Here is a 14,915-nt window from a genome sequence, read left to right on the forward strand (position 1 = left end):
TTCGGCACAGCTCTCTGTGCGATCGGTGGTCTTTATGTTTCGAGCTGGCTGTTTGGGCACTCTTTTATTAGGTGAAGCGTTTGAGCCACAGATCAACATAGATCAGAGACCAAACCAGTAGGCGGTTATTACGTTTACCATCCAGGTGCTCCATGACCTTGGCTTCGACCATGGTCCGGTCCAGATAGTCAAAAATAGGTGACTTTCCTGTCATCAAGCTCTGTTTGACATACTCAATGCTCTCTCCCTGGAACCAGCTGGCATCTGGGGCCGAAAATCCTTTTTTAACAGCTTGCGCAACCTCTTCAGGTACATAACGTTGCATGGCCTTGCGCAGGAGCAGCTTGCCATCTTTGGTTTTTTGGAAGTTGCGTTGGATCTTGTTGCCTGGATCGTTTTCGTTCAGTCGCACCACCTGTTGAAGGTTGCCCAGTTTCATGCTGACGGGTACCTGCATGGCAAAATCGACCAGATCATTATCCATAAAGGGGACACGCATCTCTAGGCCGTGGGCCATGCTCAGTTTATCTTCAACGGTCAAAAGGCCATGCAAAAAGGTTTTAGCCTCTAGGTACAGGGAGTGGTTAACATAGTCCTCAGGCTTGCGCAGATCTTTAAAATGCTCCTGAAAGATATCTTTAAAGGTATTTTGAGGGTTATAGTGCTTAACTTGGTTCCAGATCGGGCTATAGAAGGTAGACATTTGATCTGAGCTGACCATGCGTTGCCAAAACTCATAGTATTTGGCCACATAGTGATCAAAATCCTGGTTAACAACCGCACGGTAGTAGCGCCAAGGGTACCCCCCAAAAAGTTCATCGCCACCGGTGCCCCCCAGCACCACTTTATTGAATTTTGAGGCAAGGCGGGAGACGTAGTAGTTGGGGTAGCTTTGGCCAACTCTGGGCTCTTCCAAATGCCAAACCAGATCCTCCAGGCAACGCTCCATATCCCCAGCTTTGAGCACAACCTCATACTGTTCTGTCTGGAACAGATAGGACATGTGCTCTGCCGTGGCCCGTTCATCAAACCCCAGCTCAATACCCGAAGCGGAGTGTAGATCAAACCCGCAGGTAAAGGTGCGCATCTGTTTAAGCTGTTTGGCTGCAATGGCGGTAATGGAGCCTGAGTCCACCCCTCCGCTTAGGTAGGCTCCAACATCAACATCCGCCACCAGTTGGCGATTGACCGCCTGCTGAAATAGAAAATCAAACTGTTCCAGATACTCCGCTTCACTGAGTCTGGATTGAGGCTCTTGAAAGCAGTAGTCCCAGTAGCGGGTTGTGATGATTTTTTCTGGGTTATCCAGGTTAACGGTCATATGGCTGCCTGGAGGCAGAAGTTGAATATCTTTAAAAAGAGTCTGTTCGGCAAAAAAGTTTTGAAAAGTAAAATACTCAACCAGACCTTGTTGGTTCATCCCCGATGGTGTGTCGGGGTGGGCTCGGATCGCTTTGATCTCGGACCCAAACAGCAGTTTGCCTTTGTTGACCGTATAATAAAGCGGTTTGATACCATAACGGTCTCTGGCCAAAAAGAGTGATTTCTCTCTTTGATCCCAAATGGCCAAAGCAAACATGCCATTAAAGCGATCCACGCAGGCCGCCCCCCACTGGGCAAAGGCCTGTAGGACCACTTCTGTATCGGTTTGGGAGTGAAAGGTGTGACCTAAACTCTCCAGCTCAATACGCAGCGCTGAAAAATTATAAATTTCGCCATTATAAATTAGATAGTAGCGGCCATCTTTGGTGACCATGGGTTGGTGGCCAGCGGGCGTAGGGTCAATAATGGCCAAGCGACGGTGGCCCAGACCAATGGGACCTGCAACATAGATACCCTCACCATCAGGACCCCGGTGGGCGATGGCTCGGGCCATGTTGCGCACAATGGTCTCTGAAGTTGGGTTGCCTGTAAGGTCCAGAACCCCCGCAATACCACACATAATTCACCTGTTTCCATCTAAGCCTAAGCCGGTTATTGGCTTGTAAGGGCCAAGCTTATTGCGGCTTTTAAGCTTGGTCTTGTTGGGGGTTTGGTCTGCGCACTTTAATAGATGTCACCCTGGCAGCACAGCCCAGATGTCACAAGGTTTACGATCATCTTTTTTGGTGTGCAGCCTTTTTGTTCCTATCCCGCAGATGTTCAAATGACGGTTGCAGGCTAGAGAGCTTTAAGGGCTGCCACCACATACTCATAATCTGCTTGGACCATTTGATTGTGCAAAGGTATGGCCATGGTGTGCTGATCACAGGCCAAGGCACCAGGAAAATCATGGGGTTTTAACCCAAAACGTTCACGATACACATCAAGCATATGCACCGCGTGGGTGCCGGGGCGGGTGCTGATCCCCTTCTCTTGCAGTTGCATCATCAGCTCGTTGCGCTCAGCTGGGGCTTTTTCAGGATCCACAAAGGTTACGTAGGATTGCCAGCCATGCTGCATATCTGTGGTGACTTGAGGTAGTTTAAGCCAGCTTATGTCAGCCAGTGCTTCCTGATAGTAAGCGGCCCACTGGTTGCGTTCTTCCAGTATGCGGTCCAGCTTGTCCATCTGGGCCAGTCCGACAGCACCCTGCAGGTCTGTCATGCGGTAGTTAAACCCCAGCAGGTTAAAGTCTGGCAAGATAAAGGGCTTTGGACCATGGTGGCGCTGCTCTTCAGAGATGCTGGCACCATGGTTACGCAGGGTAACCATGGTCTCTGCTAAGGCATCATCATTGGTGGTAACCATGCCCCCTTCACCTGTGGTAATCGCCTTGCGAGGATGGAAGGAGAAGGCACCAGCCAGCCCTAACCCCCCCGCATAGGTCCCTTTGTAGGTTGCACCTGTGGCACAGGCGGCATCCTCGATCATGGGAATACCCGGAGCGGCTTGCGCAAGGGCATCCATATCCGCACAGAGGCCAAAAAGATGCACAGGTATAAGCGCTTTGACGCGATCTGTAAGCTTGGCCGCTACATCCTTGGGGTCCACGTTAAATGTGACTGGGTCCACATCCACAAAAACTGGTGTCGCCCCACAGTGCATGACCACATTGGCTGTAGCGACCCAGGTAAAGGCTGGAACAAGCACCTCATCCCCAGGGCCAATACCCATAGCAGCTAAAACCAAATGCAGACCCGTGGTGCAACTGGTGGTGGCAATGGCATGCTTAACCTGGTGGCGTTTGGCAAAGGCCTGTTCAAAGGCGTTGACCTTGGGGCCTTGTGTTAACCAACCTGAGAACACAGGGTCTCGGAGCGCTTGCCACTCTTCCTCTCCGGTTAAGGGGAGAGAGATTGGGATGTTGCGTTGGTTGCTCAAGGTTTATGCCCCTTCCTTACGGCGTCTTTCTACTTCACGTATATGGCTGCCGCGCCATTCGATCAGTTTTTCTAAACCTTGCCGCAGCTCTGTGCGGGCTTCAAAGTCTAGCTCTTTACGGGCTTTGATGGGGCAGCCAATACGATTTTTTACAAAGGTTTGTCCAGCAGGCTCGTAGTGGATCTTCTGGTCAGAACCGTAGACCTCCAGGATCATCTCAGCCAGCTCTTTAATGGTCGTGCGGATGCCGGTACCGACATTATAGAAGGCGTCGGTGCTGTCTGATTTCATGGCGCAAACGTTGGCGCGACCACAATCGGCAACGTAAATAAAGTCATAGGCTTGTGTGCCATCACCATACACAACCGGGGGCAGACCTTGGTCCAGGCGGTCCAGAATTTTCATGATCACCGCAATGTAGGCCCCATGGTAATCCTGCCGGGGTCCATAGACGTTCATATAGCGCAGGCCAACATAATCAAAATGCTGATCCGTACCTTGATAACGATGGTAGAGGGAACGGGCCATATGTTCCCCAGCAATTTTGGTAGCGCCATAGAAGGTCTTATTGTTGTAGACATGGTCCTCAACCATAGGCTCTTCCACCGCATCCCCATAGACCGAGGCGGAGGAGGAGAATACCAAGCGTTTGACGCCATTATTGACCATGGCTTCCAGCACATTAAAGGTGCCACCAATGTTGACCTCAAAAGCCGAACGGGGGTAGTCGTAGCAGTGCAGCAGCCACATTGCGGCAAAGTGAAAGACCCCATCAATATCCTTCATGGCGGCATCTAGGATATCCCGCTGCATTAATTCCCCCCCCAAGGGGAAAATATTGACTCTGGAGTCGCCAAAGGCATCGGCAAGGTTATCTTCATGACCACGGGAGAAATTGTCGAAAATCCGGACCTCAGCAACATCCTCCTTCAACAGTTCATCCACAGTGTGGGAACCGATGAGACCGGCGCCACCAATGAGCAGTAGCCGCTTATCCTTGAGATCCATGTGTCACTCCTTGCCCTGTAAATGGGATCAATCAATCAACCGATTGGCATAAGGATGCGTGGGAATGGTGGTTGGTTCAAGAGCTAACCTTCCATACCCATCGATAATCCTGGAATGGGATCTGTTTCAAGAATCGTGCAGAAATGGGCGGGGGCATGATTTTTTAAAGGGGGTGGCGCAGGTAGGTACGTAACAGCACAGAGTCTATACCGTTACGTACCTAGGTATGTCAGAGGAAAAAGGCTATTCCGTCAGTCCTTCAGCATCCATCATAGGTTTGCGGCGTAGCCCGCCGGCGGTCTCTTCATAAGCCAGACCGGTCCGAGGGCAGATAAGATCTTCTCCCATGCGCTCACCGCTCTCACTGACCCAGCCCATCTGCTTCGCAGGGTTACCCACAACCAGTGCATGATCGGGTACACTCTTGGTCACCACAGCGCCCGCACCAATCATGGCGTAACGACCGATGGTGTTGCCGCAAATAATGGTGGCATTGGCACCAATGGTGGCCCCCTCTTTAACCAGGGTTGGCGAGAATTCATCTTTGCGGTTAATGTGGGCCCGAGGGGTCATCACATTGGTAAAGACACAGCTAGGCCCACAAAAAACATGTTTCTCCAGGGTTACCTTGTTGTAAAGAGAGACATTGTTCTGGACCTTGCAGCCATCCCCTATGGTGACATCTGGTCCAAGCATGGCGTTTTGACCGATAATACAGTCTTTACCAATGGTTGTACCTGACAGCACGTGGGAGAAGTGCCAGATCTTTGAACCCGCGCCAATCTGTACATTGGCATCTACCGCAGCGGTTTCGTGCGCAAAGTATTCGCTGTTGCTGGTCGGCGCAGGGGCGGGGCGGGCGATCTCTTTTTGAGCGCGGTTGAGCACACTTAAAACACGGGTGCCTTCCCAGCCGTCTGTACGGGGCGTGGTTCGGGTGGTGACGCAGTGGTGAAAGTGGGAAAGCTCCAAGCCCAAAGGTTCATCTTGGGTGACAGGAATAAGCTCCCCAGTCCCTTTTTCAGCAACAGGTACACCGTTATCCCAATTCACTTTATGACGGTAGAGTTGTAGTTTTTCATCCCAGCTTAAGGTGTCATTAAAGACCAGCATGCCCTCTTCACAGACCACCACCAGCTTCTGCTCCTTAAACGGGTGTAGCCAGGAGACAAAAATATGGCTGCGCACCCCGGAAGTGAATTGAAGGTGGGTCAGGGTAATGTCGGCCACATCTTCACTGACAAATGAGTGGCCTTGGCAACTGACATCGCAGGGCTCTTCCCCAACCAGATCCAGGATCATGGAGATATCGTGCGGGGCAAAGCTCCACAGGACATTCTCTTCACTGCGCAGTTTGCCCATATTTAAGCGGTTGGAGTAGATATAGCGCAGCTTACCCAGGTCCCCTTTTTGTAGAACCTCTTTAAGCTTCAGGTAAACCGGGTGGTACTGCAACAGGTGCCCCACCATTAAGATGCGCCCCTTATCATCGGCCAACTGGGACAGCTCTTTGGCGTTCTCTTCCTTCAGAGCCAGTGGCTTTTCCACAAAGACATCCAAGCCCGCTTCAAGCGCCTGCTTCACCAGTTGGTAATGGGTTACGGCAGGGGAGGCAATGACCATGGCTTTAATATCCAGCGCAGCCAGGCTTTCAGAGAGAGTGGCAAACAGTGGAACTTGGTACTCTCCGGCCAGCTTGCCCGCCATGCCCGCATGATCAGGGTCACAAATGGCCGCAAGGCAGCCTTTTTCATGAAGGACACGGGCTAAGTTCTTACCCCAGTAACCGGCACCAACAAGTAGTGTCTTAACGGGTTGTGCACTGTTCTGTTGCATCGTATGCCTCAAAAAAAAATCGAGTGAACTGAACAATCAGGGCAGGTATGACCGTTCATTGACCGAGAGATGAGCCGTTAGGGGGCAAATATACCCTACGGTACGCTTCTCTTGACGGGGCTATGGTACTCCATATTTCTATCAATGTGGATGGTCCACCTGCGGCATGATTTTGTTTTTTAATGATGACAGGGGTGCTGTGCAGGGTGTGTTCTCTATCGTTTCGGTTACATAGAGACTTACGAGGTTGTTTTGGGCTTAGAAAGCCAGTTGAGAAAAGCCACCCAACGTGGGTTCTGGAGCCAAGGGGCTTTTCCGTGGGTGATGATGTCATAAATTTCTTGTAGTGAAACCAGCATGCCATCCCAACGGAACAGCAGCAGCATGACGGTCGTTAGAGCCAGAGATAAAAGAAAGTTGCTTAAACTGGCTCCGCTTAGGTTGATCCAGCAGGCGAGAACAGAGAAGGTTGGTATAAGAAGATAGAGCTTTTTCGCAAAGAGTTGTCCACCGTAAAAACGCTCTGCCATCCAGATACGGGTTGTGAAGTTCCACGCCAAGGCCAGTAAGGTGGCCAGAGCAGCCCCTTTAATGCCGTAAATGGGAATAAGTAAGGCGTTACCTGCAAAGTTGACTAAAGCTGAGAGAATAGAAAAAACAGTGCTCAGGGGGACCAGCTTTGCATCGGATTTCCATATGTTTCCAAAGAGAATAATCCCCATTTGAATGCAGGTGCCAATAAGCAACAGAACCAGGACAATTTCAGCCCCCGCATATTGGGATAACCCCAACAGAGGGAAGAGTGTGGTGACGGCAACCTGCAAAAGTGGTAGCAGCGCAAAACTTATTAATAAAAGCGTCGTCGCCCGTTGGCTGTAGAGACGAATGTGCTCTCGATCTTGACGGATACCAACATCCATAAACCGCACGGTCAGCATATTTGATAACGGGGTGAGGATAAAATAGGCAAAATTAATAAGTAGGTAGGCAAAAATATAGATACCAGCCTGTTTTAGATCCAATAGGTAGGAGATGGACCAAAGGTCGATCCAATTAAAAATAACCCCACCAATAATACCAAAAGGGGTGCTCCATCCATAATGGATCATAGCCATCATGCGGGGTTTGGCGATGTGAAAAGTTGTGGTTTTTCGTTGTACCAGCCGCGCTATAAAGAGACCAATGGCCATGCCATATCCTGCCAGATAGGCGTAGGCAAAATAGCTCCAATTAAGGGGAGTGTCCAATAGGACATGGGTTACTAAGACAAACAGTAGGTTTGCCGAAACAAAGACTTTGATCAGGATGTTGCCTGTAAAATAAGATTGGGCAATGAGCAGGTAGTTATAGCCATCAGCCAGGACCACAATGGAAAAGGCGATGATGAGGAAAAAGAGTCCAAAAAGGTGATTGTCACCTAAGAGGTTGAAGTGGTGATTAACGATGAGCCCAACTAAGATAATGGCAGCAAAAAAAAGGCCTCTTAAAAACAGAAAACTACCTGCACTGGTTGCCATACTGTTGTGGTTTTGTAGCTCTTCTCGGGCTTGACGCACAAACGCTTCATGGGTCCAGCTCATTCCTAAAGCAATGGCTGTGGTAAGAAAAGAGAGAAAAAGCTGGTAGGTGGCATAGATCTCAGGCGCCACAAATTTACCCACAAGATACATGACAATTAGGCTGAGAAAGACCACCACCATTTGTAGCTTGAAGAGTCGAAAAAAGGTTGCGAACAGGTTCACATGTTCTCTCCAAGCAGGGTCTTGCTGCTGCAGAAGGGGGGGGGAAGGTTCTATCTCGTGGGAACCTCTATGCTGTATGGGTACCATATCGGTTGGTTTGTGTGAAAGGTCCATCATGGTTACACCAGGGGTGATCTTCTTTTTTCTGTGGTCTAAAGTTCGTGTTCTTATCCTTTTTTCCCCTTGGTTTAGAGGACGTATGCACGAACTTATGGCATGATTTCTGACTCTAAGGTGGCAAGCTTGATGGATGAGATGGTGTAACGCTCATCAGGGGTGAAAACTTAGATGACAGGATGCCTGGGCATTGTTGGGTGCTTTACGTATCATCTGACTGGATGTCTCGGATGACAAGGCTGGACTTTGAAGGCTTGGATGGGAGTGGATGATGTTGCAACGGATGGTGAAAATTGCACGTTGGGGTAGCAAATTACTGTGGCAACGTCCCCGTGGTTGGCATGCGCTGGTCTATAATACGTTAATGGCCAAAGCCAAAGTAACCAAGCCCTTGCTCATGCCGTGTCATATCTCTATTGAGCCCACCAATGTGTGTAATTTACGTTGCCCGGTGTGTGAAACAGGCAACCACTCCATGGAACGACCCTCTGGCATGATGTCTTTAGAGGATTTTAAAGAGATTATCGATAAGGTATCTCCTTACAGCCAAAGTTTAATGTTCTACTTCATGGGGGAGCCCTTTCTTAACCCCTATGCCTATGAAATGATCCACTATGCCCGCCAAAAGGGTATGTATGTAGAGACCTGTACCAATGGTGAGCGGGTTGATCCGCAAGCGCTGATGAACTCTGGCATTAACCGTATCAGCTTTCAAATCGGTGGGATGACGCAAGAGAGCCATGAGGTCTACCGGGTTAAAGGGGATCTGTCCAAAACCCTGGAAAAACTCTATGCCTTGGTCAAATTAAACCGAGAGCTTGGTAGCCCCGTGGAAATTGAGGCGGGGTTTATTGTGATGAAACACAATGAACATGAAGTGCCACTGTTTAAAAAGTGGGCTGCGGAATCTGGCGTTGAGCTGGTGCAGGTGGTGAAACCCTGCGTACGAAATGTGGAAGAGGGCAAGCAGTTTTTGACGGAAAGCCCAGAGTATTGGATCTATGACAAAAGCAAATTTAATCAGGGTGTTTTAACCCCTTCGTCACTTCCAGATAATGAATGTACCTGGGTCTGGACCAGTACACTGGTTAACTGGGATGGAGAGGTTATCCCCTGTTGTCGGGATGCCCACGGCCACCATGGCACAGGTAACCTGTTGGAACAGACCCTGCCTGAGATCTGGAATGGGGATAAGATGGTTGCCTTCCGTCGGCAAATTACCCAAGCTCAGGGGCAGGTGGAGATTTGTAAACTCTGTAGTGGCTTTGGTATTCCCCTGCTGGTTCAGGCTAACTATCAGTCGGATAACAGTTTTGAAATCAGCCCAACCCCCCCTAAACCCCCGCAAAAAATTATTGAGATCAAACCGGTTTAGGCTCTTGGCTATTGGGGCGCTCAAAGGCCAAGAGTTGAAGGTTGTCCATATCCACCACCACCTGGCCTGTTATCTGTAGTTCCTCGGTTGAGGTGTAGCTTTTATCGATCAACAGGTGGGTTAGTTGGTAGGTCTCCATCAACTGATTGACAGAGTGCCGAAGAACCGGAAAAAAAGCCTCAGCCTTTTTGAACCCATAACCATGGGTGCCCCATAACACCGGCTTCTCGGTATGATAGGCCAGTAAATCAGACATATGGCAGGGTAGGCACATGGTTCGTGCGTGTGGGGCGCTGCGTAGATGTTCAATCACCTTCTGCATGGCCGGTGTTAATGCCCCACTGGCATCGGTTCGGCTCTGCATGAACTGCCGGATGATTTGCCCATAAAGAACCAAATGGATAAGGGTAATACTACCGATGAGCAGTTGGGTCGGCCATGTCCAGGTTGGGATAGAGAAGAGCAGTTCTGCCACCAGAACCAAGTTTAGGGGCAGTGCATATTTGATATATTTGGTCCCTTCACCAAACCCCCGTAAAGACTTGATGAAAATCGTCAAAAAAGCCCAAAGATAGATCCCCGTTACCAAGCTCAATAAAAGCGGGGTATAGGTTTGCTGGGGTATCCAGGCCAGCAGTACCAAGGCCAAGATCCATGGGTTATACGCAAACATGCGGACCATTAATCGTTTAAAGACATGGTGGAAGTTTTCCTGGTGGTCTTTGGGGGTGCCGTAAATAGGCGAATCCTGAACAGCGTGGGCTTTAAGTAGATTAATGTTCCGCAGCCAAAAAGTCACAATATCGTGGTGGGCACGGATAATTTTGATCACCAGCTCTTTGTGCAGCAGCAACGCCAAGCCATAGCCCAAAGGTAGGGGCAGGAGATAACGTAGATCCGCCTGGGTTAAAGCCATAAAGGGGAGCAGGAAAAAGACCAGCTGTAAGGTTAATTTATGGGTAAAAATAAGCAGCATGACCCCCGTAGAGGCCACCAGAATACCGATCCATAACCCCTGCTGTAGTGCCAGTACAAGCCCGATTAAAACCATAAAAAAGAGTAACACCCCCAAAGGGCGTGAGGTCAGGTTTGCATACTCCATAACCGTAGAGCCAATGGTGGCATAGAGTAACAGGCCTACCATGGCTGCGGTGGGCCCGCTGGTTGTGTAAAGCAGGCTTGCAATGCCTAAGGCAATAGGCAGATCAAGCAGGGTGCTAAGAAGCCAGTAGTAATGGTTCACAACTCTTGCAGGGAAAAAACCTAAAAAAATACTAAATCCTGGGGGGTACCACTGCTCATCCAGCTCTAATAAGTAGATGTTTGGTAACGTGATGAGGGCTTTTTTTTGTTGGCGATAAACTTGGCTGCACTGCAAAAAATAGTAGGCGTCGCAGCCACTATGGCGAACATGCCAAAAGGGGAGTATGCGCAGTACAACAAAGCCGAGAGCAAACAGTATAATCAGTGATAGTGGCATGGTTGCCTTATCCATAAGAGGTTTATGGGGTTAAGGGGTGTCTAAAACCCGTTGGAACAGGCTGGTTTTTTGGGTATGCACATGGTTTATTTCATGGTTATAAATGGCCCGCTCACGCCCATGTTTTCCTAATCTATCGGCCTGTTTAGGGTCATCCAACAGTTCTATGACAGCTTGGGCCACTTGATCGACAGCACCTTCGGGGAATAAGCGTCCGGTCACACCATCTTCGATCAACTCTTTATGCCACTGCACATCATAAGCGATGACAGGCCGGCCTGAGGCACAGGCTTCAATCAGGCTAAAGCCCCCAACCAAGCTTAGGTTAACACTGGCGGCTTTACGTAGAGAGAGCGCCAATATATTGGGTTGAAAACCGCACAAAAGCACATGCTTTTGTAAAATTGGGTCTTGCGCAACCGTTTGACGGACGCTTTCCCACTCCAAGCCTTCACCAAGCATGACAAGCAAGAAATCATCCCGTGTTTCAGCAATTTTCCGGGCGATGTCCAAACAGCCATAAATATGGTTGTCTTTGACAAAGCGTCCAACAAAAGAGAGGAGATGCTTGGGCCGGTTGGTTGGAAGAAATGTTTCAATCGGCTCCTTAGAGATGGCATCAATCTCATGAAAATCCATGCCATGGGGAAAAACCGCCATCCTGGTATCAGAAAAACCCAGTTTTTTATAATCATCAATCAAGTGTTGTCGTATGGGAAAAACCCACGGGTAGCGACGAATGGTAAAGGATTCCATCCACCAAGCCAGGCTATCACGGCTGCCAAAAATGCGCGGCAGGGCATTCTTAGTATCTAACGATGCCTGATGCCGATAGTCCGAGTGGATGGTCATGCATAGTTTAACATGAGGATTAAGACGTTTTAGGGCCAAGCCCAATAAACCACAAAGAAACGGATCGTTGGAGCGGATGATGTCGATACGCTCCTGACGGATTAAACGATGAATGCGAAAGAGTGTGCGAAGCAGATGAAAAGGGGCCAGTAGATGGCGCAAAGCTTTTGAACGGCTACCGTTGAGCCAGTCGATCCCAAAATCGTAGACACGGTGAATGGTGTTAAGATCAATACAGCGGTTACGGTAGGCGTAAGGGTGTACAGAGATCACCCGTTCAAAAAAGCCGTTTTCATCCCGTTCTAAAATAATATGGTCCACCCCTTTTTCTTTAAGTACAGCATAGTCTGCGGGGACTAGGCAGAGTAGACGGGGTTTTTGGTTGTGCATGGGGGGTGTCCTTATGGTGGAGCCATACCTGAGCCGTAAATGGCAAGCATGGCTCATCGTAGATCAGGAGGCCAAGGGATGAAAGTCTCTCTGTTCTTTTCCTCGGGCTGATGCAATGCCCTCTAAGAACACACGTTTTTTTCATAATGCTGCCTGGGTAGCGTAAGGATGGTTGCCGGTTCAGGCCATTTAGTCGGTGGGTAGACCTCTTTGGTCACAAGCTTTTTAGGTGTGGCTTTTATGCAGGAGCTTGCATCTCACAAGGGGGGGGGGATCTTTCAGTCGGTCATACTTAGAGCAAAGTCTGTGATCTGCTTAGGGTTGAGCCTACAACCTGAACGTTGCTGGTTTCTATGATCTGCTCTGTCATGGTGTGGTTGATCGGCCGGGTACCGACAAAGGCGGGAGTAGGAATTGGGTGTCTTAATCGGGAATGAGGGTGTACCCGCGAGCTTGTGGTCACACACCTGTATTGTTGCGCGGATAGGAATAGGGTAAGTTGCGTAGGGAATGGATTTTGATATGCAGAGAAAGCGCCGTGAATACCCATGAAAATTATACATATTATACCCAAACTTAATACAGGGGGCAGTCAGTGGATGCTCTTTAAGGTTCTGGTCGCGGGTCAGGCCGATGACCGGTTTGAACAGTCGGTTTTATGTTTGGGGCAAGAAGATACCATTGGTCATTTGTTGCAGAAGAAGGGAATTACCGTTCACTATTTACGCATGAGCCGCCCAACACCGGCTCTGCTATGGAAATTCATTCGTTTTTTCCGCCATAACCGGGCAGATGTTGTGGTCAGTTGGTTGTTTGTTTCTGACTTTTTAAGCTTGATCACACGTCCTTTTACCGGCATTCCTCAACTTATTTCCAACCTGCGCAGTTCCGCCCCTAACCGGCAAACCTTGGGTATGCAGGATCTTATCTTACTGCATATGAACCGTTTTTTGTCCGCACGGCTGGATGGCATGCTACACAATGCCCAAGAGGGGCGGCGTCAACTCACGGCGCGGGGGTTTGTGCCAGGTTGGTGGCACTACATTCCCAATGGTTTTGAGCTGGATCGTCTCTCACCAGATCCTGATGCCAATAGGGCGCTGAAGCTCAGGTTAAATCTCTCTGCCGAACAGTCAATATTCGGCTGCTTTGCACGATACCACCCTTCTAAAGATTATCCCGTTTTACTGCAAGCTTTTGCCCAGTTGGTTAAAAAACAACCTTCTGCGCATCTGCTGTTGGTCGGACGGGATATTGATGATCCTCATCTGGCCAAGCGTATTGAAGAATGGGGGGTGCAGGAGAAGGTGACGACACTGGGGGAGGTGACTGATGTGGCGCAATGGATGTCGGGTCTGGATGTCGCCGTCTTAGCTTCCTGTAAAGGGGAGGGCTTTCCTAACTTTCTTGGTGAGGCGATGTGTTGCGGGGTGCCATGTGTTGCAACCGACTCTGGCGACAGTGCCCATGTGGTTGGCCAAACCGGTATAATCGTACCAACCAAGGATGTTGATGCCCTTAGCGCAGCCATGGAGCAGATGATGACTTTATCCCATAGTGAACGCTCCAGGCTGGGTCAAGCTGCGCGTGAACGTATGGAGCAGCACTTTGATATTCATCACATTGCAGAGGCCTACCATCGGGTCTATTTGGCTTTGAAGAATCATCAACATCCGGATGATGTGCCCTTCGACTCTAAACAAGACTCATGTTGAAAATAGCGGGCACCAGCCCAAGCCCTTTTTGAATCGATCTCTTGACCAGGCCTGAAAAGAGGGGATTGAAGGCATAGGTTGCCCTCTAACGTAAGATGGCCTATTTTCACCCCTGTTTTTATGCATGACTATAGTTGATGATATAAGGTGTATCTTGTGGCTTGTTCGTGGTTTTGTGGGCGTGATCAGATGCGATCAATACGGTGTGAAAAGGCAAAGCCGATGGCATAAACGGTACGGATTGGCGCCTCTTCACCGGCGTTCTTAAATATCTTGGTGCGAAGTCGGCCAATCAGTGCGTCTAGGTTGCGGTTACCATATTCATCATGCTTGTAATTCAGCTTCTCTAAAAGCATGGCACGCGGAATGGGCTGACCTGGTGTTTTGGAGAGCAGGTCGACAACGCCCATCTCTTTGGAGGTCAGCTTAATGACAATACCTGAGGCGGTAATCAGGTGCCAATCCGCAAGGTTCAGGCGCCAGTTGCTCTTCGCGGGTATGTTGGAGGGGGCTTTTTCCTGACACCGTTGGGCCAGATTATAAATGGCTGCAGAGACTTCCGTGCAATGAATAGGTTTGGAAAAAACCAGATCCGCACCACAGTGGTAGCCTTCAATCCGATCCTGATCCGCTTGCGATGTGGTGAGCATGACAATACCCAGCATGGGCTTTTGACGTAAGTCGCGTATCAAGCTTGTTCCGTTTTGACTGGGTTGTGTCAGATCAAGCACAGCGATGTGATAGTTTTCAGTCTTTAGCTGTTGATGAAAGGCCGTAGAAGCTTGCACCAGATCTACCATAAAGCCCTGCTCAGCAAGACAGTTATGGAGCACGTGCTGGGTTGGTTGCTCATGACTGACAATGATGATGTTTATTTTTTTATGATCATTCATAGCCATGCCTCTCGATCATTTTACATCACCACAAGCGTAGAGAACGCACATTCATCTATTATTAAGGGGGGCATGCATGGTTCTCCCGCTTAAAAAGCCAGTATATTTGGAAGCGTTGAAGGTGATCTTTTTAAGTATAGATGAAGGCAGAATAAATTGCATGATCTGAGATTGCTATACCGACAAAAAAAATGATATGTGTAA

General features: G+C 49.3%; 10 protein-coding genes. 2 read left to right on the forward strand and 8 right to left on the reverse strand.

Features of this window, described 5'->3' with window-relative positions; all coding sequences use genetic code 11:
- Positions 1–67: 67 nt before the first annotated feature.
- The 5 genes from asnB to V5T57_RS11485 form a co-directional block, all read right to left on the reverse strand.
- Positions 68–1,942: an asparagine synthase (glutamine-hydrolyzing) gene (gene asnB, locus V5T57_RS11465; protein ID WP_332891355.1), complete on the reverse strand. Its 1,875-nt coding sequence runs from the start codon at positions 1,940–1,942 to the stop codon at positions 68–70.
- 218 nt (positions 1,943–2,160) lie between these two features.
- Positions 2,161–3,303, reverse strand: coding sequence for a DegT/DnrJ/EryC1/StrS family aminotransferase (locus tag V5T57_RS11470; RefSeq protein WP_332891356.1), 1,143 nt, complete (start codon positions 3,301–3,303; stop codon positions 2,161–2,163).
- Between the two features lie 3 nt (positions 3,304–3,306).
- Positions 3,307–4,311 carry an NAD-dependent epimerase/dehydratase family protein gene (locus V5T57_RS11475; protein WP_332891357.1) on the reverse strand — a complete coding sequence of 335 codons (1,005 nt, stop codon included), beginning with the start codon at positions 4,309–4,311 and terminating at the stop codon, positions 3,307–3,309.
- A gap of 243 nt (positions 4,312–4,554) precedes the next feature.
- Positions 4,555–6,147, reverse strand: coding sequence for a Gfo/Idh/MocA family oxidoreductase (locus V5T57_RS11480; RefSeq protein ID WP_332891358.1), 1,593 nt, complete (start codon positions 6,145–6,147; stop codon positions 4,555–4,557).
- Between the two features lie 239 nt (positions 6,148–6,386).
- Positions 6,387–7,889 (reverse strand): MATE family efflux transporter, encoded by a 1,503-nt coding sequence (locus V5T57_RS11485; protein ID WP_332891359.1) that lies wholly within the window; start codon positions 7,887–7,889, stop codon positions 6,387–6,389.
- A gap of 385 nt (positions 7,890–8,274) precedes the next feature.
- On the opposite strand from V5T57_RS11485, the gene V5T57_RS11490 reads away from it, so the two are divergent.
- Positions 8,275–9,381 carry a radical SAM/SPASM domain-containing protein gene (locus V5T57_RS11490; protein ID WP_332891360.1) on the forward strand — a complete coding sequence of 369 codons (1,107 nt, stop codon included), beginning with the start codon at positions 8,275–8,277 and terminating at the stop codon, positions 9,379–9,381.
- Here the strand turns inward: V5T57_RS11490 and V5T57_RS11495 are convergent.
- Together V5T57_RS11495 and V5T57_RS11500 are read right to left on the reverse strand one after the other, a co-directional pair.
- Positions 9,368–10,861 (reverse strand): hypothetical protein, encoded by a 1,494-nt coding sequence (locus V5T57_RS11495; RefSeq protein ID WP_332891361.1) that lies wholly within the window; start codon positions 10,859–10,861, stop codon positions 9,368–9,370. The genes V5T57_RS11490 and V5T57_RS11495 overlap by 14 nt on opposite strands.
- 30 nt (positions 10,862–10,891) lie before the next feature.
- Positions 10,892–12,103 (reverse strand): glycosyltransferase family 4 protein, encoded by a 1,212-nt coding sequence (locus V5T57_RS11500; RefSeq protein ID WP_332891362.1) that lies wholly within the window; start codon positions 12,101–12,103, stop codon positions 10,892–10,894.
- A 548-nt stretch (positions 12,104–12,651) separates the two neighbouring features.
- Here V5T57_RS11500 and V5T57_RS11505 point away from each other — a divergent pair.
- Positions 12,652–13,818, forward strand: coding sequence for a glycosyltransferase (locus V5T57_RS11505; protein WP_332891363.1), 1,167 nt, complete (start codon positions 12,652–12,654; stop codon positions 13,816–13,818).
- 185 nt (positions 13,819–14,003) lie between these two features.
- Here the strand turns inward: V5T57_RS11505 and V5T57_RS11510 are convergent, their stop codons facing one another.
- Positions 14,004–14,711 (reverse strand): response regulator transcription factor, encoded by a 708-nt coding sequence (locus V5T57_RS11510; RefSeq protein ID WP_332891364.1) that lies wholly within the window; start codon positions 14,709–14,711, stop codon positions 14,004–14,006.
- Positions 14,712–14,915 lie beyond the last annotated feature (204 nt).

The sequence above is a fragment of the Magnetococcus sp. PR-3 genome (genome assembly GCF_036689865.1).
Taxonomy (GTDB): domain Bacteria; phylum Pseudomonadota; class Magnetococcia; order Magnetococcales; family Magnetococcaceae; genus Magnetococcus.